General features: G+C 56.5%; 16 protein-coding genes and 1 pseudogene. 3 read left to right on the plus strand and 14 right to left on the minus strand.

Translation table 11 applies throughout. From position 1 onward, the window contains the following. Positions 1–173: 173 nt before the first annotated feature. The 10 genes and pseudogenes from glcF to JF535_RS14135 all read right to left on the minus strand — a co-directional run bounded on the left by glcF (position 174) and on the right by JF535_RS14135 (position 13,558). Entirely contained in the window at positions 174–1,457 is a 1,284-nt protein-coding gene (gene glcF / locus JF535_RS14095) for a glycolate oxidase subunit GlcF (protein WP_207003222.1), read from the minus strand. Further along, positions 1,458–2,579: an FAD-binding protein gene (locus JF535_RS14100; protein ID WP_242524018.1), complete on the minus strand. Its 1,122-nt coding sequence runs from the start codon at positions 2,577–2,579 to the stop codon at positions 1,458–1,460. 1 nt (position 2,580) lies between these two features. Further along, positions 2,581–4,062 (minus strand): FAD-linked oxidase C-terminal domain-containing protein, encoded by a 1,482-nt coding sequence (locus JF535_RS14105; RefSeq protein WP_242523834.1) that lies wholly within the window; start codon positions 4,060–4,062, stop codon positions 2,581–2,583. Positions 4,063–4,097: 35 nt separating this feature from the next. Beyond that, positions 4,098–5,285 (minus strand): heparan-alpha-glucosaminide N-acetyltransferase domain-containing protein, encoded by a 1,188-nt coding sequence (locus JF535_RS14110; protein WP_207003224.1) that lies wholly within the window; start codon positions 5,283–5,285, stop codon positions 4,098–4,100. A 5-nt stretch (positions 5,286–5,290) separates the two neighbouring features. Then, entirely contained in the window at positions 5,291–6,436 is a 1,146-nt protein-coding gene (locus JF535_RS17025) for an exo-beta-N-acetylmuramidase NamZ family protein (RefSeq protein WP_422880018.1), read from the minus strand. Continuing rightward, positions 6,425–7,060 (minus strand): annotated as a pseudogene (locus JF535_RS17030) (M15 family metallopeptidase); the annotation flags it as partial. The pseudogene JF535_RS17030 and the gene JF535_RS17025, both read right to left, overlap by 12 nt. A 92-nt stretch (positions 7,061–7,152) precedes the next feature. Beyond that, positions 7,153–9,228, minus strand: a complete 2,076-nt coding sequence (locus tag JF535_RS14120; protein WP_207003225.1) for an aminotransferase class I/II-fold pyridoxal phosphate-dependent enzyme — start codon at positions 9,226–9,228, stop codon at positions 7,153–7,155. Between the two features lie 57 nt (positions 9,229–9,285). Further along, the gene (locus JF535_RS14125) at positions 9,286–10,680 is read right to left on the minus strand and encodes a Na+/H+ antiporter NhaC family protein (RefSeq protein ID WP_207003226.1); all 1,395 of its coding nucleotides are present in this window, start codon (positions 10,678–10,680) and stop codon (positions 9,286–9,288) included. 148 nt (positions 10,681–10,828) lie between these two features. Continuing rightward, positions 10,829–11,914, minus strand: a complete 1,086-nt coding sequence (locus tag JF535_RS14130; RefSeq protein ID WP_207003227.1) for a S66 peptidase family protein — start codon at positions 11,912–11,914, stop codon at positions 10,829–10,831. A gap of 54 nt (positions 11,915–11,968) precedes the next feature. Next, positions 11,969–13,558, minus strand: coding sequence for a serine hydrolase (locus JF535_RS14135; RefSeq protein ID WP_207003228.1), 1,590 nt, complete (start codon positions 13,556–13,558; stop codon positions 11,969–11,971). A gap of 187 nt (positions 13,559–13,745) precedes the next feature. On the opposite strand from JF535_RS14135, the gene JF535_RS14140 reads away from it, so the two are divergent. After that, entirely contained in the window at positions 13,746–15,239 is a 1,494-nt protein-coding gene (locus JF535_RS14140; RefSeq protein WP_340674184.1) for a transglutaminase-like domain-containing protein, read from the plus strand. 109 nt (positions 15,240–15,348) lie between these two features. Here the strand turns inward: JF535_RS14140 and JF535_RS14145 are convergent, their stop codons facing one another. From JF535_RS14145 to JF535_RS14160, 4 genes are all read right to left on the minus strand, one after another. Beyond that, positions 15,349–16,134, minus strand: a complete 786-nt coding sequence (locus tag JF535_RS14145) for a MurR/RpiR family transcriptional regulator (protein WP_207003229.1) — start codon at positions 16,132–16,134, stop codon at positions 15,349–15,351. A 33-nt stretch (positions 16,135–16,167) separates the two neighbouring features. Next, on the minus strand, positions 16,168–17,262 hold the full coding sequence (locus JF535_RS14150) for a dipeptide epimerase (protein ID WP_207003230.1): 1,095 nt from the start codon (positions 17,260–17,262) through the stop codon (positions 16,168–16,170). An 11-nt stretch (positions 17,263–17,273) separates the two neighbouring features. Beyond that, positions 17,274–18,542 carry an NlpC/P60 family protein gene (locus JF535_RS14155; RefSeq protein ID WP_242523836.1) on the minus strand — a complete coding sequence of 423 codons (1,269 nt, stop codon included), beginning with the start codon at positions 18,540–18,542 and terminating at the stop codon, positions 17,274–17,276. 418 nt (positions 18,543–18,960) lie between these two features. Further along, positions 18,961–21,999 carry a TonB-dependent receptor gene (locus JF535_RS14160; protein ID WP_207003232.1) on the minus strand — a complete coding sequence of 1,013 codons (3,039 nt, stop codon included), beginning with the start codon at positions 21,997–21,999 and terminating at the stop codon, positions 18,961–18,963. 1,008 nt (positions 22,000–23,007) lie between these two features. On the opposite strand from JF535_RS14160, the gene JF535_RS14165 reads away from it, so the two are divergent. Together JF535_RS14165 and JF535_RS14170 are read left to right on the plus strand one after the other, a co-directional pair. Continuing rightward, the gene (locus JF535_RS14165) at positions 23,008–24,189 is read left to right on the plus strand and encodes an MFS transporter (protein ID WP_207003234.1); all 1,182 of its coding nucleotides are present in this window, start codon (positions 23,008–23,010) and stop codon (positions 24,187–24,189) included. Positions 24,190–24,218: 29 nt separating this feature from the next. Continuing rightward, positions 24,219–26,348 carry a M1 family metallopeptidase gene (locus JF535_RS14170; RefSeq protein WP_207003236.1) on the plus strand — a complete coding sequence of 710 codons (2,130 nt, stop codon included), beginning with the start codon at positions 24,219–24,221 and terminating at the stop codon, positions 26,346–26,348. The last annotated feature ends 62 nt before the right edge of the window (positions 26,349–26,410 follow it).

The raw sequence follows: 26,410 nt of genomic DNA on the forward strand, positions 1-26,410 counted from the left end.
AAGAAAGCCAGCGCTTACTGCACCGGTTTTCATAGCACTTCGTGCAACTTCGGTAAAATTCACAACAGAGAAATACGCATCACAGGCGAATTACACCCTGCAGCCAGGATATCGACCAGTTTTTTGCTATTGGTCAGGGCTATAGCGCGACAGGAAAGTGCGAAACATCGTACTCAGGAGGGTGGCAGCCCGTCCGCCAGAATTTCCAGCCAGTGACGCACCGGCGTTTCGGTTCCCGCCTGTAAATGGAGCTGGCACCCGATATTCCCGGTGAGGATGGTTTCCGGGTGGCTCGCCTGCAGCGATTGCAGTTTCTCTTCGCGCAACCGCCTGGACATAGTGGGCTGCAAAATGGAATAGGTACCTGCGGAACCACAGCACAGGTGGCTATTGCCCACTACCGGCAGCTGCACTCCCAGTTTATGCAACAGAGCCTCAACCCGGCCGGGCAGCGCCTGACCGTGCTGCAGGGTACAGGGACAGTGGAACACGAGCTTTTGTGCACGCAGTTTTCCCAGAAACTCGGGCGTGGACCCGTCAAACACCGACTCCAGTAGCTCAACAGGATCACGTATCAGGCCGGCCAGAATCTGGGCTTTCTCCAGGTACTCCGAGTCATCCGCAAGCACATGGGGATAATCCTTCAGATGCACGCCGCAGCCTGACGCGGTCGACACAATGGCCCGCAACGGGGCTTTGTCCGCCTGTTGTTGCTCGTAAAGGGGCCACCAGGCATCGATATTTGCCCGCGCCAGTGCCCGTGCCTGGGCTTCGCCACTGGTATGAAAACTGGCCGCACCACAGCAGCTGACCGCCGCACTGATGCAGACGGGTACGCCGCATTGTTGCAGTATCTTTTCCAGTGCCACATCGGTTTGCGGTCTCAGCGACGGCTGTACGCACCCACGCACGATCAGCACCGTGCCACGCTCGAGGGCCGGAGGCCGAGTGTTTGCGGTGAGCACCGGGTTGGTCAGTGCCATCTTTTCTGCTTGCGGAGGAAAGTAAACACGCTTGACCGCTGCCGGCAACAGTGCCGAAAATTTCCGACTAATGTTGATTAACCCGGAAAAAAGCCCGGGGGTTACCAGCAAGTTGCGCAGTCCCCAGCGCAGTGCCTTCTGCCACGGGCTGCGGGGGGCAAGGCGTTCACTGGTGGTGCGCCCAATGGCCACCAGCTTGTGATATTCCACTCCGGAGGGACAGGTGGTTTCACAACTGAGACAGGTAACGCAACGGTCGAGATGGGTCCGGGTGGCATCGCTCGCAGTACCCTGCTCCAGCATTTCCTTGATCAGGTAAATGCGCCCCCGCGGGCTATCCAGCTCATTGCCCCCCTGCAGGTAGGTGGGACAGGTTGCAGTGCAGAACCCACAGTGCACACAGGCATTCAGTACCTGCTCGGCGCGTTGCTTTTCAGGCTCCTGCAGAAGCCCATCAATCAGATTGACCTGCATTTATTCCTGCCCCACTCCCTTTGCCACGCGTTCGGGCGCCCCGTCGCTGCTGCAAAACCGTGTGCGAAACTGTACGGGATTGAACAGACCCCTCGGGTCCAGAGCGTCGCGCAATGCACGATGCCACTCCGGCGCATCCGCCTGCACAGCAACCAGCGGTCCGCGCAGCACCTGTACGAAGCCGCCGAGATCGGCGGCGGCACGGGCGAGTGCGTGATGATCACCCTCTCGCACCCAGACCCGCGCACCTTCCCACTCGATCAGCGCCTGCCCAGCCGTTACCGGCAATCGGGCATAGCGGGGCACATGCACGCAGGCGAGCCGCTCACTGCAGAAAAACGGTAACTGAAGATTCGTCAACGCTGTCCAGTCGAAATCTGTGGCGTCGCCACCCAATTGTGTGAGCAGGTCCTGTACCGCGATGGCTCGTCCACTGATGCGCAGATACAGTCGCCCGTCCAGATAGCAGGTACCCGTCAGCAGTGGGCGCAGATTACGTGTGCGCCGCCACCATTGGCCCAGCGCCTCCGGCTCGACCTCAAAACTGACCGAGGTTGTATGTTCAGCGCGCGGTTGCAGCCGCAGGGTGACATCGAGAATCGCCCCCAGGGTACCCAGCGCGCCAACTTGCAGCCGCGCCAGATCATAGCCCGCCACATTTTTCATGACCTGCCCGCCAAAGTTGACGGTTTCACCACGGCCATTGATTAACCTGCAGCCCAGCAGGCTGTCGCGCAGTGCCATGCCAAACGCGCGGGAAGGTCCGTCCCATCCGCAGGCAATGGCGCCACCGAGAGTACTCTGTGGGGACGGCTGCGGTATCTCCGCGGCAAAGCACTGATTATTTTCTGCCAGTAACGCTTCCAGTTCGCTCAAGGGCGTGCCCGCGCGGGCGCGCAGCGTCAGTTCCTCGGGCTGGTAATCAATAATGCCCCGGTGCGCGCCCAGTATGAGTGTGGCGTCGCCGGGCATACCCAATGCGACACGGCTACCGTTGCCTCCCACCACCAGATGCGGCCGCGAAGTCGCTCCCACTTCAAGCTCTGCATTTGTGACATAGCATTCACGTACCTGAGCGGCGAGGCCTTCGGAACAATCCTGATTGGTATCCGGGTTTGTCATTTCAGCCACGGTCTTGCCTCAACGCGCGATACTCCTGGCACCGGGCCAGGGTAGGAATCTGCTTATCGGGATTCAGAAGCTGGAAAGGATCCAATGCGCGTTTGATCGCGCGAAACTGCTCCAACTCGGCATCGCTGAACTGCACCGCCATCTGATTGATTTTTTCGATACCCACACCGTGTTCGCCAGTGATCGTGCCGCCTACCGCAATGCAGTATTCGAGAATGTCCGCGGCCAATTTTTCCGTGCGCTCCAGGGCGTCCGGTTCACTGCCGTCGAACATGATGATCGGGTGCAGGTTGCCATCCCCCGCATGGAATACATTGGCTACCTGAAGCTTATAGTGCTCGGCGAAGCGCGCGGTTGCTTCCAGCACCTCGCCGATACGGTGCCGGGGCACGGTGCCATCAATACAGTAGTAATCTGGGCTCAGCCGGCCAATGGCCGGGAAGGCACTTTTGCGCCCTTTCCACCAGCGAGCCCGCTGTACTGCATCTGCCGCACGCTGCACCTGCACGGCACCAGAGGCACTCAAGACCTGTTCGACCACCGCGAGCTCCGCGTCCACCTCAAGGAGATGCCCGTCCAGGTCAATCAACAATATTGCCGCCGCTTCCAGGTTGTAGCCGGCATGACAAAACGCTTCGGTGGCAGAGATGGCGAGTTTGTCCATCATTTCCAGGGCGGCGGGGATCACGCCCGCCCGCACGATGGCGGACACCGCATCAGCCGCGGCGCGGACGCTGGCAAAATCCGCCATCAGGGTGTGTGTTTTTTCCGGTACCGGTGTCAGCTTGACGGTCACCTCGGTAATCACCCCCAGACCGCCTTCACTGCCGTGCACCAGCGCGAGCAGATCGTATCCAGGCTGGCTGAGGCAACCGCCGCCGAGGCTCAGTACCTCGCCCACACTGCCGGCAGCGGCAGATACTACCCGCACTGCAAGCACGTTCTGTACGGTGACGCCGTATTTCAGGCAATGCACACCACCGGCATTTTCCGCAACGTTGCCACCAATGGAACAGGCGATCTGGGAAGAGGGATCCGGCGCATAGTACAGCCCGTGTGGGGCCGCAGCGGTGGAAATCTGCTGATTGATGACACCGGGCTGCACCCGCGCCGTCATCGCCTGGGGGTCCAGATCGAGAATCCGGTTCATCGGTGCAGTGACCAGAAGCAAGCCCTGCGCGATCGGTTTCGCGCCGGCGGAGAGGCCGGTGCCGGCGCCGCGGGAGACCAGCGGCACACCATATTCATGACACAACCGAACCGCTGCCACCACATCCTGCTCACTGTGCGCGAGGGCTACCGCCAGCGGCGCCTCACAGTAGACCGGCAGCGCATCACACTCGAAGGGTGCGGTATTTTCGCGCCCGCAAAGCAAGCGCTCACCCGGGAACACTCGACGGAGTGCGGCGAGAAATACCCGTGTACTGGAATCCACACCCTCGGCCACACGATTCACCTTTACCAATGAGTCCAAAAATCAGCCCAACCAAAGCCCCAGCACACAGCCACTCATACTTTCCAGATAATACGGCGACGATACATCTGCCACATCACCAGGTAGAACAGCGCCAGGCTGGACACCGCAAATGCCAGTGAACCGCCGTAGCTGCCAAACAAGGGCTGAAACACAGTATGGAACAGCCAGCCTTTGAGTGTGGTATCCCCCACCGGCAACATGATCAACAGCCGCCCCACCACCCCCGCGAGCATAAACAGGGCGATGGCATTGACGCCGAATACCAGCAATGGCGCCAGCGCGCGGCGGCGTTCGCGAATATCCACCAGATAATAGAGTCCGGACAGCAACAGGGCAGACACACCGGCGGTAACCAGCACAAAACTCGGCGACCAGAGCGCCTTGTTGATGGGCACCAGAGGATGTAAGCACTGCCCCACCAGCAACATCGCCGCGCCACCCAATGCCCAGTTGCGACACAATCGCAGTTGCGAGGTGCGGTCCGCTGCCGAGTGCTTCCAGACCAAACCGGCCAGAACACCAAGCAGGCAGGTAGATGCCGCAGCAAAGGTGGTCAGCACCCCCTCGGGGTCAAACGGGAAAGGCTCGGCACTGCGGTAATAGACATGCTCTGCGCCGAGCAACCACTGGTCCAGCCAGGCAGAAAAATGATTGCCGAACGCCAGCTGCCCCTGAAAGGTTTCTCCAGCGGCATTCTGGTAGGGCAAAAATAGCATCATCAGCCAGGGGATCAGGCTGCACAGCACCGCCGCGATCACCAACCCGGGCAAAGAAAGCCAGCGCACCAGATAACAGCAAAGGATGTAAACCAGCGCGATCCGCTGTAACACACCCATCCAACGAATGCCTTCAAGCCGATCCTGTACCCAGTTGTAGGTGTCGTCGCGAAAATTATAGAAAAACACCGCCAGAAACAGCCCCAGTGCAAACAACTTGAGCGCCCTGCTCCACTGCCCCCAACCGACTGCGGGGAAAGGCCGGCTGCGACCACATGACAGTACCATCGACAGGCCAACGACAAACAGAAACAGCGGGAAAATCACATCGGTCGGAGTCCAGCCATGCCACTCCGCGTGGGCCATGGGCGCATACACGTAAGACCAGCTTCCGGGGTTGTTGACCAGAACCATGGCGGCGATGGCCAGCCCCCGCAGCAAATCGACCGACATCAGTCGGCCGCTGGGTACCTGCTGTAGAATATCGTTAATATGCCGCTGCACACTCATTACTCCGGGTACAACAGATAGGGCTGCCGCAGTTGACGAAAGGCCGCGAGATCAGACTGCCAGGACGCGCGAATCTGTCCCGCTGACGCCCCCGCCATAACCGCCTTGCGTAACTCATCGGTGCCAGCGAGCTTGTCAAAAAAACCGGCGCGGGAAAAGAAAGCCTCGGGTGACTCGCCCGTGCGCTGAGACCAGGAGAGTAACGGCTCCAGTGAAAAGCGCACCTGCGCATCCGCATTGCGCAGATCGTCACCGTTCAGGGGCGTACCCTTGTGCTTTGGATTCTCGCTGGCACCGGCGATTGGTTTTGGGGTAAACGAAAACACGCCCCGGGTATCGTCCGGATGCCCCAATGCCTGGAACGGGAAATCGGTACCACGCGCAACACTCACGGTGGTGCCCTCAAACAGTCCCAGGGAAGGATACAATCGGATAGATAGATCATTCGGCAGGTTCGGCGACGGTCGCACGGGCAGGCTGTAGGCCATGCGCTTGCGATAATTCGCCACCGGAATGACCGTCAGTGGACATTGCACACCACCATCCAGCCAGCCCTCACCATTGATCATTTGCGCCAGTTCTCCCACCGTCATGCCGTGTACCAGCGGGATGGGGTGCATGCCCACAAAGCTTTGAAAAGATTTTTCCAGCACAGGACCGTCGATGTAGTCACCATTCGGGTTCGGACGATCCAGTACCAACAACGGGATCTGGTGATCGGCGCAGGCCTGCATCAGGTAGTGCAGGGAGCTGATGTAGGTATAGAAGCGCACCCCCACGTCCTGGATATCAAATACCAGCCAGTCCAGCTCCGCCAGGGCCTCCGCGCTGGGTGCGTAATTACCGCCATAGAGCGAAACGATGGGCAGTCCACTCGGGCCGTCGATACCATCTTCTACCTTGCCACCGTTTTCCACGTTGCCGCGCACACCGTGCTCCAGTGCGAAAATTTTCTGCAGGCCAACCTTTCGCTGGCGCAGAAAATCAATCAGGTGTGATTCGCCCACACGGGAAGTCTGATTGACCACCAGTCCCACCCTCTGCTCACGCAGTAATGGCAGGTAAAGATCAGCCTGCTCCGCGCCGGTTTGCAACGCCGATACTCTGGTCTCATCTTTTGACTGTGATGCCAGAGAAACCGGCACATCAAAATAGGTGTCCGGATAGGGCTCGGGCTTGTAGGTGTAGTGCCACCACTCCTGTGCATAATTGACGAAACTCTCGGCGGCCATGACATCCCGCAGGCGCAGTCGATTGACGCGTGCGCTGGCATCATCCAGCGGATACTCTGTCGCCGAGCGTGTATCCATAAAATCAAACCCGGTGCCCATATCCAGCGCTTCACCGGTATCCAAACGGTAAAGCGTCAGATCTACAGTGGCTCCGCGACTGTGGCCGGAGCGCTCGGCAATATAGCCTCGTTCAAACATCTCGGACTTTTTCTCCCGCGGATAAAAGTCTGCCTTGGTGCTGTGATCTTCCGGCGCAGCGGCCCAGCGCACAAAGTGGTTGACGGCCTGCTGCGGGCGGTAGCAGTCAAACAGTTCCAAACCCAGCCCCTCTTCCGCCAGCCGCAGCGCGACCTTTTCCAATGCATGCGCAGCTGGCGCTGCCAACATACAGAGATTATCCCGGTACCCGTCCAGCGACTCGCCAACCAGGTTGTCTGTGGTCACATAGCGCATGGCAACCTTGATATTGCTACCGCGCACCGATACAAAATCCGGCTTGCTCTGATCAGCGCTACTGGCTTCTTCTGCCGACGGGATTTCTCCCGGTGAATAGAGCGTCGAGAGCGCAACGCCAGCAATCACCAGTACACCGACGAGGGCAAATAGCGTAACCTGCTTCCACACTGTGTTCATACGGCCTCCCGCGATGCATCAATCTTTGATACCACCACCTCTGACACCTCACTCCCGGACGACGTCCCGGCATTTTCCTGTGTAAACAGTTCCTCGTATTCCTTCATCGCCGATGCGGTCTCGCTTTCCGTCAATACCCGTATTGCCGGAAAGCCGTCCTCACGGCGCAAGCCGTGCATTTCCAAATCCGCACGTTCACAGGTAAAAGCAATAATGGCGTCCAGAATTTTTTCGGTAATTTTCTGGCCAGGCACCAGGAGGGGAATACCCGGTGGATAGGGCACCACCTCATCACAGGCAATACGGCCAATCAGTTGAGCGCGCCCATCGCCTTCCCAGGCCAACTTTTCGCCTCTGGCAAAGTACGCCGTGCGTGGCAAAGCAACAATTGCACTCAGATTTGGCAGGCCCTGCCCGCGCACCGGTTCTTCCTCGTTGCCCGCGGCGGCAACCCGGCGCACCCGAACACGACATGCACCATCTGACAGCTTGCGTAGAGCCTGCTTCAGACGCAATACCTTGCTCTCCGTGGTACCAATGGTGACCAGAAACGACAGCGTATTGTGGGTGTTCTTCTCCACCTGAATGCCAAAATCGGAAAACAGTGTGGCCTGTGCGTGCGGTGCGCTGACGCCCGCTTGCCCTACATCAATGGTGACTTTTGTCGGGTCGAGGCGAATGCCGTCGTTGGCCAGCGCACGGCCGCATAAATCCTCTGCATTCAGACTGCGAAAAACCGTATTCTGATCAACAAACTGGCGTATTTCTTCGGCGAACCCCAGGGTGCGATCCAGCACCTCATAACCCTCAATACTCATCTGCTTGCGGGCTACATCGAGGCTGGCGATCATGCCGTACTGGGGACTGGTAGAGGTGTGCATATTGATGTCTTCGCGGAAACCGGCTGCATCAAACACATCGTGAATCTCGTCATCACAGGACGATTGCCAACTAAAATCGCCCACGTGAATCATGCTCGCCTGAGAAAAGGCCGAGAGCATCTTGTGCGTAGATTGGGTAACAAAATCCGCCCCACACTCCAGCGCGGTCGGGCGCAGGTCGGGGTGAAAGCGGCCATGGGCGTACCAGGCTTCATCAATGAGGACGAACAATCCAGCCGCGTGTGCGTAGTCGATAATCGGGCGCAGGTCATAGCGCAGGCCGTCGTACGTACAGGATGTGAGCACCAGCAACCGTGCGCCCGGATTCGCATCGATGGCCGCGAATATTTCTCGCTGAGGTACCGGCCCGTAAATGCCATAGTGCTGATTGACCGCAGACTCCAGATAAACCGGCTGCGCACCACTCATGATCATGGCGTGGTGCACAGACTTGTGGCAGTTGCGGTCTACGATAACCCGGTCGCCGTGGCGCAGCAGGTGCTGCAGTACGATCTTGTTCGAAGTGGAGGTGCCGTTGGTCACAAAGTAACTCTGGTGTGCACCAAATGTCTTTGCAGTAAGGTGCTGGGCCTGACGAATCACACTGATGGGGTCCATCAACGAGTCCAGCATTTTCACACTCACCGAGAGATCGGTATTAAAGATGTGCTCGCCCATAAAGCGATAAAAGTCGGCGATCCACGGGCTGGTGCTGAGACTATCGCCACTGGAGTGCCCGGGGGTATGCCAGGAGTCGCGCGCCGCGTACACATATTCCCGCAGTGCATCGGCAAAGGGCGTTGCAATACGCTCCAGCAGGATACGTCGCAAGGTGCGGTACACCACACCATAATTGGACTCGCCCCGGGAAATCACGCATTCAAAACCGGTACCCGAGGCTTCGTCGGCGCCGGTAAGCAGTACACAGTCAATCTCTGCACGCTGCGCCCGCACCCGGGCCAGGATCGCGGACACATCGCCTTCATCAAGCCCCTGATCGTCCACCACCAGAACCTGTACTGCGCCCCGTGCCAGCGCAAGCTCCAATCCGCCCTCACTGGCATGCGCAAATGCCAATGCAATAGGCGCGTCCATATCGTGCTCGGCGAGCGGCGTCAGCTCTTGGACCCAGCGACTGGCAAATGCGCTATCCCCGGTAAATAGCACTACCTCACAAGGGCTCTTTGTCATTTTGTTTCACCCTGTTTGCAATCCTCGTCATTCATCCGCAAGTCTCCCTGAACCGTGCTACAGCATCACATAACCAAGTACGACAAAACCCACCGCGCTTACTACACCGGCGCGCAGCGCATAGGGAATCTGTGTACGCACATGCTCGATATGCTCGGTGCCGGCCGCCAGGGATGACACAATGGTGGTGTCGGAGATCGGCGAGCTGTGGTCGCCAAAAATGCCACCAGACAACACCGCGGCGACGAACAGTGCCGGCTCCGCACCCAGTGCGCTGGCCACGGGAATGGCGATGGGCAACATGATGGAGAAGGTCCCCCAGCTGGAGCCCACAGAAAAAGCAATCACGCCGGACACCAGAAAAATGACTACCGGCAGCAATGCCAGAGGAATCGCATCCCCCACCATGCCAGCCACGTACTGGCCCGTGCCGAGGGTTTTGGAAATGGCACCCAGTGCAAGTGCCAGCACCAGAATAATCGCCAGCGGCAGCATACGCCCGGCGCCTTCCATCCAGGTATGGCTGAGCTCGTCCAGCGACATACTGCGCTGCAACAGCACCATCACCGATACGGTGGTCAGTGCAGCCAGTGATGCCCAGAGCACAGACGTAGAGCCAGAGCCCTGGAAAATTTTGCCGTCACCAGTGATCCAAAGGCTCAGTGGCATCGCCAGAATCAATACCAGAACGGGCAAGAGCATATTGATGGCCCGAGGTTTGATATGGCTTTTCTCACCGGTACTTTCGCTGATGTCGATACCATCCAGATCGCCACCACTGGTACGCGCCTGCACATCCGCCATCGGGCCCGGATTATAGTTGCGGGAAATCGTGTAGGCCGTGAGCGCGACGGCGGCAATCGCGTACAGGTTTAGCGGGATACTCGCCAGCAATACTTTCAGTGGATCCTCCACACCGAGCCCGTCCAGCAGCCCGAGGTTAAATGCACCCCAGGCGTTCAATGGAATCAGCATGCAAACCGGCGCGGAAGTGGAATCAATGATGTACGCAAGCTTCTCTCTGGCAATCCGGAAGCGGTCGAACAGTGGGCGCGAAACGGTGCCCGCCACCAGCACAGTGATGTTCGATTCGATAAAGATGACGATGCCCACCAGCCACGCCATCCACTGCGCGCGTTTGCCATTGGTGACCCAGCGACTGCGCTCGAGAAATCGCACAAAACCGCTCACCGCGCCACAACGCTCCAGCGTGATGATGAAAGCACCGATTACCAGCGTGAAGGCGACCACCCGGGCATCCCCCGGATTCGCCAGTACCGCCAGCACCCCATCCAGCGCCTGCGCCAGTGAAGCGAAGAACCCATCGTGATTGAGCAGGAAAAACCCAAGCCAGATTCCGGAAAACAGGGCCAGGTAAACCTGTCGGGTAAGAAGCGCCAAGCCAATCGCGATAAAAGGCGGCAACAGTGTAAGCCAGGAGAGTTCAGTCATAAGATGTAAAGCTATTGTTATATTTTTAAAGCAGATGCACGGTTGCCGAAAGCGGTGTCCTGCATACTAACAGCTGACCGCCAATCAAGATTGGCGGCAGTTATCGTTACGGCCGATAGCTGTCGCCCTCTCTTGAATGAGAACCCAATCAGCTGACAACCGATTCCCGCAGCACCAGCGTGCCGGCATCGCCATCCAGCTCTGCCATAGCGCCCACTGGTACCGTGGTCTGGTCTTCCACGTGTCCGATCATCAGACCACGCACGACCGGTATGCCAAGATCTGCGGTGCGCTCGCGCAGTACGTGTTCCATGCTGAAGGTATTACCGCTGGCTTCCGCATCCGTGAATTTGCCAAATACGATACCTGCGACCTGCTGTAATTTTCCTGCCAGCCAGAGCTGGGTGAGCATACGATCCACCCGGTACGGTGCTTCGCTGACGTCTTCCAGAAACAGAATTTTGCCGCGATAGTCGGGCTCGAAGGGCGTACCGACCAAGCTCGTCATCAGAGACAGGTTTCCGCCAATCAAGCGTCCGCGAGCGCGGCCACCAGCGAAACGGGTGATGCGATTGCGTTTTTCGACCCGACCCGGGGCCGTGTCAAAGGGTGGCGGCGCGCCCAGCGGGACTGGTCGCTCGCCATGTACCAGCACCTTTTGATACTCGGCCAGGGTGTAGTCGGTGAAGTTCTGTGCGGCAATCGGACCGTGGAAGGTCATTACCCCACTTCGGTGATAGATCGCATTCAACAGCGCGGTTATGTCGCTATAGCCAAGCAATACTTTGGGATTGTTGCGAATCAATCCGTAATCGATCATGGGCAGGATGCGTGGCGTCCCATAGCCGCCGCGCAGACAGAACACGGCATCCACATGGCTGTCTGCAAACATCTGGTTGAAATCTTCGGCACGGGCAGCGTCCGGACCCGCGAGGTACTGGGTGCGGCGATACAGGTGCTTGCCCTCTTTCACCTCGAACCCCAATGAGCGCACGACATCGCCGGCGAAACGAATATCCTCGTCCTCCCAGGCGTTACTCGCCGGTGTAACCAGCCCGACGGTCATGCCCGCTTCGAGCCGCTTGGGACGCAGCAGACCCATACTCTTCTGGCTGGAATCGCTGCTGCTGTAGCCGGCAGACGCCAATGGGCCACTGTCTCTGGCTGCACTCGCCGCGGCCGCCCCCAACAGGGGTGTTGACATCATGGACTGGATCAAGGTACGCCGCTGCATGACTACTCCTGAAAATTATGTCGATAAGTGAAATGTTTTCCGGCCCGTCGCTCGCTAGTAGCCAGCGGCCGTTTCTACCCGGCTGTCCTGCGGGATCTTTGCAAAGCGCAGATCATGAAAATCGTAACTGAAATCTGTACCGCGAGACTTCGCCTGCATGGTGAGTAATAGTGAGCCGGATTCACTGCGATCCGCGATCATCCACGCATCCGCATTCAGACTGCGATCGTCCCAATGCAGCGCCCAGACACCTTCACTGGCGGACGTCAGGGTTCCCGTCAGTCGCGGTGACTTGAGCGCGCGCCAGCGCAGTGTGTCGCTTTCCATGGAGATGTGAATATCACCAAACCAGGGGTCCCGATAGCGCCCGGTCAATTCCGTATCAGGCACCTGGGTAAAGCCTACCGGGGCAGTCAGCTCTTCCGGCTCAACCGCCTCTGCAGGCGTACCGTATAAATCCTGGAAGTACGCCAGCCAATCCCGCTCTGGCGCTCCCAGATAAGGCTTGAGCAGCCCATAGATCAGTGCCTGGCGTGCCGCGCCGGCGCTGCGGTTCATCAATACCACCAGTGCCAGATCCTCTTCCGGCACCACCGCCGCCCAGGCATACATGCCAGAAAGGGAGCCGGTATGATGGATGACTTTTTTGCCGTGCATGTCCTGCACCCGCCACCCCAGGGCATAGGCATAGAAGTGTCCGCCATCGCGCGCGGCGCGTTCGCTGGAAAAGGGCATCAGGGTTTCCGGACGCCACAAACGATCGCGGGTCTGCTCGCTGAACAGTTGCTCCCCATTGGCCAGTACGCCGCCATTCAGCAATACGCGCAGCCAGGTCAGCATGTCGCCGGCACTACAATGCATTCCACCGGCCGCAGCCAATACGATGGGCTCGTGGCCGGCCAGGTTGGGGGTATCCACCACCAGACCCGCGTCCTCGAGCCGGTGCGGATCGGCCAGGTTGTCGCGGGCATCACTCGGCACAGGACCCGCATAGCAATTTTGCAGCCCCATGGGTGCAAGCAGGCGTTGTTGTACAAAGTCTTCGTAAGACAACCCTGAAAGTTCGGCGATCAGTTCCCCGGCGACAATGTAGAGCAGGTTGTCATAGGCGTAGTCCGCACGAAAACTGCGGGTAACCGGCAGGTGCGCCAGCCCGCTCATCACATCCGTGCGGGTATAGGTGTTTGGCTGGGGCCACAGCATCAGATCGCCGGCACCCGGGCCCAGTCCGGAGCGGTGGGTGAGCAGGTCCACAACACGAAATTCGTTACTGATCCACGAATCGCCAAGGCGAAATTCCGGCAGATAGTCCACCACACGCCCATCCCACTCCAGCTTGCCCTCTTCCACCAGCAGTCCCAAGGCGGCAGTGGTAAACGCCTTGGTGGTGGACGCCAGCTTGAACAGGGTATCGCCGTCGACGGCTTTCGGGCTCTCCACATTGGTGACCCCGAAGCCGCGCACCAGTAGCGGCTCGCCTTGATGCCAGATCGCCACCGCAGCGCCGGGCACCTGCTCTTCCCGCAGTACGCGCTCCACGTAAGTCTCCGCATCGCTGTGGCTCAGGGGTTCCCGCTGACACCCGGCGAGCAGGGCGAAGGCGAAAACACAAACAAAAGTAGCGGATGCGAAAAATCGGTTCATAGAGCCAGGGTCTCCGTTAAAGGGCGCGGATTACTGGAAGCGGACTTGACGCCGCGCGCGCATCAGAATAATTTATCAACCATAGAAATTTATGTAAATAATAAATTATTCCGCACGCTGGCCTGCTCCCCCTCGGAGCTGGAGCGTCTAAAGCGTGCCCATCAAATTGCCTACAAAGGAGTGGACCGTGAGCCGACAATCCCCCCCTGACACAAAGACCCGCCCACGCTCATACCTTTACGCCGCCATCCTTGCAGCGACTATTCTGCCTTCCTCGACCGTGATGGCAGCGTCGGATGCTTTGGTAGAATTACAAGCACAAATCGACAAGGGGCATTACAAAACGGCGAAACTGGAAATCAGCGCGATGCAGCAAAAGGAACCGGATCATCCCGACAACTCGACGCTGGCCTTTGAAGCCGAGCGCATGCGCCGGATCGAAATGGAATTCACCATCCCCCCGGAGCAGCTACTCACCTCCATCCGCCGCTATATTCCCGACGCCACCGAGGAAGACCTATCGCGCTGGAATACAGCGGGCCTTCTGGAATACAAAATCATCAATGGTGAGCAACGCTACTTCAACAAGGCCGCCTACAACCTGGTGCATATCTCCGATGAAGCCGCCGCACGCACCGCGGACTACCGGCGCTTCACCGACCGGGCGCCGCTCTACCGCCTGCACCCGCACCACAGCGCCGTGATTGAAGCGCACACTGGTGGCGAAGCGCCACTGCGCCAGCGACTGGCCATCACCTATTCCCTCACGGTCGATGCCGACGCGGTACCGGACGGAGAAACCCTGCGCGCCTGGATTCCCTTCCCCAAGGAACTCCCAGGACGGCAGGAAAACATCACCCTGCTCAACAGCACCCCCGCGGAACACCAGCTGGCACCCGCAGACACTCCCCAGCGCACCATTTATTTTGAGAAAACCGCGCGCGCCGGAGTGCCCACCGAGTTTTCCGTGGAGTACGCGTTTGACAGCTTGTCCCGCTATTTTTCTATTGATCCGGCCAAGACCGAGCCGGTGGATGGGCAGGCTCTCAGCGCTTTTTTAGAAGAGCGCACCCCACACATACAGTTCACCCCCGAGTTACGCGCCCTGTCCCAGCGTATCGTGGGCGACGAAACCAACCCCTACCGTATCGCGCAGAAGCTGTTTACCCATGTGGATCAGATCCCCTGGGCGGGCGCACGCGAGTACTCCACCATCCGCAATATCAGTCAGTATGCTGCTCACGCAGGCCATGCCGACTGCGGCCAGCAAACCCTGTTGCTGATAACCCTGATGCGCATGAACGGCATTCCCGCGCGCTGGCAATCCGGCTGGGAATTTTCACCGGAGTCCTTTGACACCATGCACGACTGGGGGGAGTTTTATCTGGCCCCGTACGGCTGGATGCCGATGGATGTCACCCACGGCGTGCTGGAAAGCGCGTCAGACGCCGAGCGCTGGTTTTACCTGGGTGGACTGGATAGCTACCGGCTGATTTTCAATACCGACTACAGTCAACCTTTCACACCGGCCAAGCACCATTTCCGCTCGGAAACCGTCGACAGCCAACGCGGCGAGGTCGAGTGGCGTGGTGGCAACCTGTATTTTGATCAGTGGGATTACAAGATGCAGTGGCAGCCGGTAACCGCAGAGAACAAAAATTTGCAGACCGCCGGCCAGTAACGGCCGACACTTAGCGGCGACTCTTCAATGCAAAAATTAAGGCCGCCGGATGCTGATCCGGCGGCCTTTAAAATAGTTAAAACTGGAAGGGATCCTCTTCGCCGACCGGTTACTTCGCCCCCTCGAGCAACCCACTGACAAGCGCCTCAATCACATGCAGCTGTGCGGAGCGGAACAACAAGCGCTGCAGCGCCTCTTCGTCCTCCGAGGGCACCACGTACAGGCGGATGTCGGAATGGATACTGGCGGCGTTATAGTTGTACCGGGTGAGGCTCAGCACCTTCACCCCGTGCTCTCGCGCCCGGTTCGCCACCTCGACAAGCGATTCCTCGCCGCCGAAATCGCACAGAATACACAGTAGATCCTCATCCCGGAGAGAATCCGCAATGCGATTTTGCAAGGGCCCACCCTCGTCAAAAACCGCCCAGCAGCCGAGTTCCAGCAGCTGGTGCGTAAGATACCGCGCAACCGATACCGAGCCCGAACAGGCGGATATCTGAATACAGCGCGCCTCGCGGATAGCATTGATTGCCGCCGACAGCTGCTCCGATTCATTGATGCTGACCGTATTCTCCAGTACCTCGAGCTTTTTTTGCCCCAGGGTACTGAGCACGCTATCGGACTGGGTGAAGTGCCGGGATTTTTCCTCATCTGCCGCGATACCGGCGCCCGCGTACGATTCGTACACCGCAAGCTTCAGGCTGGGATAGCCCCGGTAACCGAGCTTTTGCGAGAACTTGACCACACTGGACTGGCTTACCCCCACCGCATCCGCCAACTGGGATGAAGAGTAATCGCGCAATAATTGCGTGTTTTCCAGAATAAAGTCCGCGAGCTTGCGTTCGTTTACCGACATCTGATCGCGCATGGCGCGCATTTTCAAAAGACAGGTCATGGGGTGCTCTATCACTCCGCTTCATGCTGGCCCTCAGGCCAGCAGCTGCAGGCCTTCGATCTTTTCAATACCGAGGCCCGGGGTTTCGTTCAGAATGATATCCGCATCCTTGTAGGAAGCGCCACCGACTATCGGGTCGTATTGGCACAGCGACGGTACATCCAGATCCAGCTTAGACACCACCGGCGCCTTCGCTGCCGCCATATGCGCCGCCGCTGAGACACCGATACTGGTTTCCAGCATACATCCGACCATACACTCTACGTCGTGCAGCTCTGCGATATCGGCGATCTTCAGCGCATTGGAAATACCGCCGGTTTTCATCAGCTTGATGTTAATGATGTCCGCCGCGCGCTGGTCGATGACCTTCATCACCTCCTGCGGGCCGAACACGCTCTCGTCCGCCATGATCGGCGTTCTGACGCGCTCCGCGATATAGCGCATGCCCTCAAGATTATTGGCCTTCACCGGCTGCTCTACGAGCTCCAGCAGCACCCCGGCCTCTTCCAGACCGCGAATGGCAAGTACCGCCTGCTTGGGGCTCCAGCCCTGGTTCGCATCCAGGCGCAACAGCGCGCGCCCTTTTACTGCGGCATACACCGCGCGAATACGCTCGATATCCAGCCCGATATCTTTACCCACCTTGAGCTTCAGAATCTCAAAACCGCGATCCACCGCACTTTCCGCGTCGGCGACCATCTTTTCGATATAGTCGACGCTGATGGTGATATCGGTGGTCAGGCTATTTTCTCCACCACCGAGAATACGGTAGAGCGGCGTTTTATAGCTCTGCGCAAACAGGTCGAACAGCGCAATTTCCACCGCGGCCTTGGCACTGGTGTTGTTGATCATCGCCCCCTGAATCTGCCGCGTAAGGCGGTTGAGATCCGCCACCTCGCGATCCAGCAGCAGGGGCGTAAATACCGTGCGCACCGCTTCGATCACAGAGCCGTGGGTATCACCAGTAATCACCGCCGTTGCGGGCGCATTACCATAGCCAATATGCCCGGTGTCCGTCTCCAGCATCACCACCACATCCTCTACCGCGTCCACGGTTCTCAATGCAGTCTTGAACGGGGTTACCAGAGGAACCCGCAACATGCCCAGCTTTACGTCTACGATTTTCATGGCGGCACCAATCAGATAATAGTTTTGATGGCATAGATGCCATCGATATAGCTTTTTTCTTCACTGAGCCGCATCGGACTCAACGGAGTAATGGAAACGCCGGAAAGCGTACCCCGATACATGGATTCGTCGGTCTGGTAGTAGCTGAGCCCGGTGACATCGTGAATCACATAGGGCTCACCATCCACCTGGCCGATGTACATCATGACGTGGCCGGGGATATAAATCAGATCCCCAACTCGCAGCGCAGCAATGGCCTCAGCGCGCGCAGCGTGATCTTCCGGCCCAAATCGCTTCGTCGGTGCAAAGTCACTTTTACCCTGCTGGCCAGAATTGCGCGGCATCAGGATGCCAAAGGACTTGTACACCTCGCCCACGAAGCCGGTACAGTCACGCCCGTTGTAGTCGTGGCCCCACCCGTAGCGCTCACCAAGAAATTTGAACGCCTGCTGCAGCACCAACGACGGCCGGTACTCAAGCAACCCCGGCGTAACATCCTGAGCGCGACCGATCAGCGTGGGCTCAAAAGCCAGCGCACCCTGTGCATCGCGCACCGGCAAGGCAACGATGTAACTGGCGTGCGGGTTCTGGCCATTTACGTTATGCCCCACATCCGCCGCGCTTAACAGCGGCAAAGATACCCCCATGTCCAGCACAACCTCAGACGTGCGTGGATCCACCGGGTTGTAATTGGTTCTCACCTGGGCGCCAGTCACAGTCAAGCGGGGCGACTGCCTGTGCCACCGATCAATCGCACCGCGCTCCCCAATGGCCACCGCCCGTTTGGGCAGCCAGGCGGCATAGTGATAGTTCACCGCAAACCACCATTCACCATCGGCACTTTCGTGCAAAATCGCCAGGCGCTGACCGGGGAACACGCCGGTTTCCTGGAAGCGATCGAGATCCATGTCGCCCGCGTTTTTCAAGACCCGAGTATCTGTGGGATAGCTGCGCATACTTGCGCGCTCTACTACCACACCCCAGCGAACCTTGACCTGCTCAGGCACCGCGGAACGCTGGACAGCAGCATCCAGCTGCGCGTAGTCCCTCTCGGTAAACAAAGAGCCGTCAACACGATAACGCGGCGAAGATGCCGGGCGGCTCACCTGATTGATCATATCGATGACGCGGTCCCCGGAAACATCGCTGGGGAACTGATCGAGGTTGTTGAGAAAGGGATCGCTTCCCAGGCTTTTTGCGTTCAGGGTCTGAATTTCTTCGGCTCTCAAGCGCGCGGCATCACTACTCAGACGGCGCTGCCAGAATTCAGGCCGCAACATACGCTCCTGCAATTGCGGAACGTCTGTCTCGAACTTGACGGAAGCAAAAGAGAGGGGAACCGATGCATTTATTTTCTGAGGTTCTACAGAATGTGTATCGTGCGGCTTATCACAGGCAACGAGAACCAGACCAAGCGCGCTGAACGCCCATGCTCGAAGAAATGATTGCGACTTCACCGCTCCACCCCACTTGCAGATCATGTCTAGCCAGTATCCATTATTGCTCTTAAAACTTATGCCATTCTAAAACAAAAACGGCACCGAATACGAATAAATTATTCAAAAAAAATAGCTATATATAATTTAATAGTCACAGCGAAAACGCTCTCAAAAAAGTCTACCCACAAAGAAAAAAGCCCCGGCAAAGCCGGGGCAAGTACGTACGATCTAGGAGAGTTATTCGTGCAGCTAATCAAACTTAGAAGTCGACACCGAAGGACAGCTGAGCGCGACGAGATTCATAGTTACGACGGTAATCCATGAAACTGCTGGAACGCACACGCTGCTCCGGGTCGTAACCGGTTTGACGATCAAACACATTGAACAGGTCCGCGCGGAACTTAAGTGTGTAGTCATCAAATACTTGGAAGTTCTGCGTATAGCTCAGGTCCAGCTGCCAGTGCGCCGGAGTACGACGCGAGCCAGCTTTTTCTCCATAAGCGCCACCGTCATTGCTAAGCGTTGGCGAATAGCCGTACACGGTTCCATCCATGATCTGCCAAGCGTGACCTGACTGGTAAATCAAGTAGGCACCGATATTTGCGTTCCAGTCGGTATTATAGTAACCGTAGGTCTTGAAAATATGTGGACGATCGCCGGTCAGCGTTCCCTCACGGTTATCCCAGATATTCAGCGTTTCCCAATCCATCAAACTGGACGAACCGAGGAAGAGTGCCTGATCATTATTGGATGAGGAAGTGTTATCCTGATCAAAATTACCGGAATATCTGCTGCGCACATAAGAAGCATTAAGGTACGTGCGATCACCGATCCACTCTGCCTCAAGGGACGCCTCCCAGTATTTAGTGTAGGCACCGTCGATCTGAGCGATCACATAGCTGCCACCACCAATTTCAGAACGAATATCAACCATTTCTTCGTAGGAATACGCATAGTATTCCTGGGCCGCCACTTCTTCGGGGATATTCTCAGGCATATTGAAGTACCAACCTGAAGGCGTGTAGTACGGCGTATCTTCCCAGAAATTCTCATTCTCGCGGTACCGTACATGCGCTCTCAGATTGAACCCGTCGGTAACACTGCGGGTGGTACCAATGGTAATTTCGTCCATGAAACGCGGATCCATATCCTTCTGGAAGACTTTACCTGAAGAACCTTTGCGCGGCTGGTAAGCAACCGCCTCACCCTGCTCATCGAAGTACACATTCAACGTCGGGTGAGCGTTACGCGCCCAAGAGGCAGCCCGTGCGAGAGAACTGGCTGCCGGGTTATAGCGAGCGTAGTTTGCAAAGATAGTATCTTGTGCATCATTGTAGCGCCAGGTAACGCCAAGACGTGGCTGAATCATATCTTTCCAGTCCACCTTGTACATCTCGTACTTATTACCCTCAGCCAACTCGTACCCAGAATAATTAGCGCCATTCTTTTTCAGGCCTTCACCAAAAAGTCGATCCTGACTGATGAGGAAACCCACGTTGAACGTGAAATCATTCCAGTCAATTTTATCATTGACTTCGAAGTTCAGGCTTTCGGTATATGAATTGATAGGGTCGACGAATCCAGTTTCGTTATCCAGGGTGGTCTGACGTACGACAGCCTGAAAATAAGGTGCAAAACTCAGATCCTCTACGCCAGATAAGAAAATCAGATCACCCGGATCAATACCATCGTCCTCGAGAGCTACCAGTCCGCCCGGAACGGTAATGCCACCCCAACCATTGGAGCGGGAGATCAATTCCTCTTCACCCTCCTCCCACTGGAAGCCAACGTGAATTTCATGACTTGTGGAACCCCAGTCGAGGTTATGCTCAAGCGCAATTTCAAAACTATCTCGATAAAAGTTTTGCTCCCAAAAGCCACTGTAAACGCCGGTTCCACCGGTGCCCACGCGCTCTCCAGCACTATTGATATAACCGTACTGGTCGATGAATGGCTGCACAAATGCATTGTATGTCGGGTCATCGCCAATTCCTGGGACGTTGACGTAACCCATACCAACAAGGTTATCTACATCTAGACCAGTGGAGAGGCTTGGCACAAATTCAGCAAGGACATCAGGCTTATCAGTACTTTCCTGTGCATAGCTTGTCAGTTGAGCAGTAACAGTAGTGCGATCATTAACAACCCAAGAGCCGTCCAAGGTAGCAATTTTCATTCCCGAATCAGTTCCATAAGAAACACTGTCGGTCTCATATTCACCCACTGACTGGCCACGGTCTTCACGATCAGAAGTGCGGTAACTACCATTAATCAGAATATTATCTGTGGGAGCCCAGGTCAGTTTAGCGAAGTACTCGCTGCGATCACTTGAATAGTCTTTAACACTGCCATAGGCGTTTTCGCGATCTTCCTGAGCCTTAGTTGGACCAAAATAAGATCCGTAAAAGAACAGTTGATCCTCAACAACCGGACCGCTTGCGTAAACGGTAGTCCAGCTTTGGTCCTGCTCGAACTCGACACCATCTTTGTTTTTAGCAACCAATTCTTTAGGCATGAGTTTGTGCTCGAAACCTGCCTGGAATTCGTTAGTACCCGATTTGGACTTGGAATCTACAGAAAAACCACCAGAACGATTAAATCCAATCGCCGTCGCGCCGCCGCGCTCAACTGTGACCATTTCAATATCGTGATTGGATGGTTCCGCAGAGAGGGTGCCAAACATTGGCAATGTAATGTTCACACCATCAAACGCGTACACATTGTCTTGCCCGCTACCACCGGCATTCGCTCCACGCACGGCATTCTGATGGAACTGTACACCCGGAATCAGCTTCATCATATCCCGATAGTTATTGCCAGTCGGGATACCCTTTACAACATCAGCCCCAAGGGCGTTAGACACGGATGAATCCCCACCGAGCACCACTTGCTGCCCTACAACTGCCACCTCTTCCATGGCCTCGCTATCCGGGGCCATCATGACCGAAATCGTGGAGTTCTGATCAAGGAGAACTTTCGTCTTTACAGTGCGAGTAATACCATTCTCGGTGGTCAGGGTGAGCGTATAGGTGCCCGGAATGAGGGCCGGCATTCTGAATTCACCGTCCTCATCGGTCTCCACGCTCCGACTTCTAGGCATAACAGAACTGGTGGCTGTAATGGTTACGCCCGCAGCTTCAACGTTATCGTCGAGGTAAACCTTACCTTCAATACTCCCGGACTGCTGCGCAGCCACAGAAACCGAGAACAGTACACCGGCGACTGCTGCCGCCGAACGTGAAAGCGTTGTTGAAGTTACACTCTGGAGAGAGGAACTCAGTTTGGTCTTCTGGAACATGGATGGCCTCCCAGGCTTTTATTGTGTTTGTCCCCACGGGGAAATGTTGAACACAGTTCTCGACTTCCCATCAGCGCCGGCGGTGGTGCGTAGTTATTGGTTCTCAGTCGATAGCTCCTATCGGTCAAACCGATAAAATATATCTTTAGCACTCAACGCAAGGAATAAGATATTCCAAGGCCATTCTGCGAAAAAAATTCCAGCTGCGCGAGAGGCAAATCATAAAAAATTCAAAAAAATTTCTTTTAATGCACCATAAGACAGGTTAGCGACAAATGTAGACGCCAATTTCCACATGCAGAGCATCATTCCTTGGTCGAATTGCGATCTAAATAAGGCTGGAAGGAATAATTCATCAGATTCTGCAGTAGCCACAATAAGGAAATCTGCGCCAGCCCCACCCCAATGGAGAGCTCTCGCAGAAAGAAATTATTCATCGCCAACACAGCGCTCAAGAAATGAGTAGTGAGGTTGGGTGCGCCACTTATTCCCCCTTGCAGAAGGCCTGCACATCTCGAAGTAATTGTGTATCCGCCTCTATCGCTGAGGAGTACGTTTGTGGAAAGCGGCCATTCTCACAAGCTCGCAACACCAACTGCCCCTTTTATGCTCATCAGCTTCCCAGCGCCCAAACTGAACAAAGCGACATCACTATCACTTTTGCCCCAGGCAGACAGAGATACCTCAGCTCCCATAGCCCTACAATCCTGAGCGAACACCGCATAGCCACTTAAAAAATTCCCTAAAAAACACACATTTGGAATTTTTTATTTGTACAATCGACAGGAAGCCCAGGTAAACGGCAGATAAGGCGACCTAAAAAAACATTAATACGCCAATATGAATAACTTATGCTGAATTCACTGGGGGGCGGGGATCGATCGATGATGGGGGCGCACCTATCGCTCTAACCGATTGCCGGTGATTCGCCCTGGTGGAATACGTCGCTACCATTGAGATCAAAAGAGCACCCGTTTCCGCGACTACCAATAACGAATAACGCCCGGTATGAATACAAATACATCTCAAGGCAAGCATCTGCCCCATCTGGCCAGCTTGCTATTTGTCGCCATGATGGGCGCTTCCATTCTGACGCTTCTCCCCCTCTGGGTGGGTGCACTCACGGATCAGGGGGTGTTTACCGGGCAACAGATTGGCTGGCTGGCTTCGGCCGACGTGATTGGAATTTTTCTGAGCTCTGCTTCGGCAATTTTTTGGGTGCGCCGGCTCCCCTGGAAGCCGATAGCACTTGTTGGCCTGGCTTTATTCGCCTTGGCCAACTTGGCGAGCCTCGGGATTGAACACTTCGGTCCGCTGATGGCCACACGTATTATTGCCGGTATCGGGTGTGGCTCAGCGTATGCCATCGCCCTTGCCGGACTCGGAGACCGGCGCAACCCGCAGCTGGCCTTCGGACTGATGGTTACCGCCCAGGTGGCGTTTGGAACCATCGGTTTCTTCGCCGTTCCACGCATTATGGGTGAGGCGGATATCAGCGGTTTCTTCCATTACCTGAATGCCTGGTTGTTGATCACCATTGCCCTCTGCCTATTCGCTTTCCCGCGTTCTGAAAAGGCCAACGAGCCAGGCGAGAGCATTTTTGCAACCTTGCTCTCGGGCCGGGCGATACTGGTGTTTGCCACCACCGTGGTTTACTACTGTGGCGTATCCGCTGTCTGGGCTTATCTGGAGCGGATTGGCGTAAACCTGGGTCTGGAGAGTGCAAAAGTGGGCGACCTTCTGGGCATCGGGTTTGCAATTAGTGGTCTGGGGTCACTCGCGACTCCCTGGCTCAGCCGCTATGCGGGCCGAGTGGCCACATTGCTCATCGCAATGACAACCCAGATCATCACCATGGCGCTGCTGATTGGCGAATTCACCCTGGACGCCTATTTGCTGTATGCCGCCACTTCCATTGTGTTCCAGTTCTTCTGGAGCTTTTCGCTCCCTCTGCTGATGGATCAATTCAATCGGGTGGACGATACCGGGCGTTTTATTGTGCTATGCGCCAGCGCATTCAAGGTGGGCGAAATTGCCGGCCCACCTTTGGCGGCAGCGCTGATTGTAGAGGGCGATTTTTCTGCAGTGTTGTGGCTCGGTATCGCCTGTATGGCGGCTACATTACTGATGGGGCTGCTTACCGAGCGGCGTCGCACCGGAACAACCTCTGCACTGGTGGCGCCGGTATGAATTACCGCTCCATAGGGACACGTACTCGGATGCAATGGATAGGCGTCACTGCACTCCTCATGACGGGCGTGTCGGTACATGCTGACGACCCGTTCCGCAAGTTGACGCAGGTGGAGCTGGGCCTCGGCGCCTACCGCACCGCCAACGGGCTACCGGCGCCAAATTACTGGCAGCAACAGGTGGACTATCAGATCTCGGCGAGGCTCGACCCAGCGGATAACCGAATCAGTGCCAGCGCTGAAGTGACCTACCACAACAACTCACCGGATCCACTGCAGCATCTGTTCTTTGCCCTGGACCACAATGCCTTGAAGCCGGATTCTGCCGCTGCTTACGCCCTACTCGCACAAGAAAATGAACGCAGCCGCATACGTTCCATAGCGCATTCAGCAGCAACCGGTTTCGATATCCTCGCCGTAACAGACGCCGTGGGCATGCCACTGCGCTGGCGGATAAACGACACGCATTTGCAGGTATTCCTGCCTCATGAGCTGTCTCCCAAATCCCGCAAGTCGCTGAAAATCGAATGGGCGCTCTCTCTTCACGACAAAATGGCCACTGGTGCGCGTAGCGGATACGAACGCCTTGAGGACGGTGCCCCCATTTATGTGGCTGCACAGTGGTTTCCCCGCGCAGTCGCTTACACGGATTACGCAGGCTGGCAACTCAAACCGTTCCTGCAGCAGGGAGAATTTTCCACCGAGTTTGGCAACTATAAAGTGAATATTTCGGTACCGACTAATTACGTCGTGGCCGCAAGTGGATCACTGCAAAACGCATCGGCGGTGCTCACTCGAGAGCAATTGGCTCACTGGAAAGACATTGCACCGACTGCGACACATATCATCAGCCACACTCAGGCACAACAGCAGCGTAGCGAGTACTCACAGGCATTCGTTCAGTGGGCATTTGCCGGCGATAACGTGCGCGATTTTGCGTTCAGCGCCTCACCCGCGTTCCTGTGGCAGGTAAAGCACGACGCACGCGGACGCAGATTGCAGCAATTTTATCCCCACGAGGCGGCACCACTGTGGGAGCAATTTGGTCTGGCCGCGATTGATCATACGCTCACCACATTCGATGCTGCGCTGTTTCCCCTGGATGCCGCCGATATCAGTATCGTCAATGCTGCCGGTTTCGGCATGGAATACCCGGGCCTTGCAACGATTGCCACTCGGCCAGAGCGCACGACATCCAATGAGGAGTTGCCGGCCTGGGACAGGCTCACTAAATACGATTTCATCGGCACAGTGATCCATGAGGTGGGTCACAACTATATTCCCATGCGTATCAATACGGATGAGCGGGAATGGGCGTGGTTGGATGAGGGGCTGGTCAGCTTTATCGAATATCGCGCGGAACATAGCTGGGAAGTCAATTTCGACGTTATTTACGGCGAACCCCGCTCGGTGGCGGAATACACCAGTGACGCCATCAGCCAGCCGGTTATGAGTAGCGCCGATTCCCTGCACCGGAAAATCGACAACGCTTACAACAAAACTGCAAGCCTTTTGAATGTCCTACGACACCTGGTTGCGGGAGCAGACGTATTCGACCTGGCACTGACGGATTTTGCGCGCCACTGGCAAGGCAAGCGCCCGACACCCGGGGACTTTTTCCGGGCGATGGAAACAACAGCCGGTACTGATCTCAGCTGGTTCTGGCGCAGTTGGTTTTACCAGAATCACACCATCGACCTCGGCATCCGCCAGATTAGCCTCGCTGATCAGGCGCTACCGATATCCCGCACGGAATCGCCCGCACCCGATGCGCTCGCCTATACCGTCGGCGGCATTCAAGATTTCGTCGTCGATCAGTTGCCCGAGCTCGCGGACCCCTATACCGAGAAACGCAGCTTTGCTTCTGTATCGTTACCGGCAGCACACGAGCCTCATACGGGTGAAACGGTGCAGTGGTACACATTCGAAATTGTTAATCACGGAGAGGGGCTGCTGCCGATTCCCTTGGCACTTTCCTTTAAAGATGGCAGCCAACAGATGATGAACGTACCGGCGCAAACCTGGATGCGGGCACAGGAAGGTCGTGTAGCCCTTCAGCTGCCGTTACCTGGAACACTCTCCGGAGTATGCATCGACCCGCTGTGGATTATTCCGGATACCCAAAGAAACAATAACTGTGTGGAAGTTCAGGCACCATGAATAAAATTTTTCCTTCGCTTGTCTTAGCGGCCTCATTCACGGTCTTTGGCTGTGAACAGGTA

The organism is Microbulbifer salipaludis, from assembly GCF_017303155.1.
GTDB classification, from domain to species: domain Bacteria; phylum Pseudomonadota; class Gammaproteobacteria; order Pseudomonadales; family Cellvibrionaceae; genus Microbulbifer; species Microbulbifer salipaludis.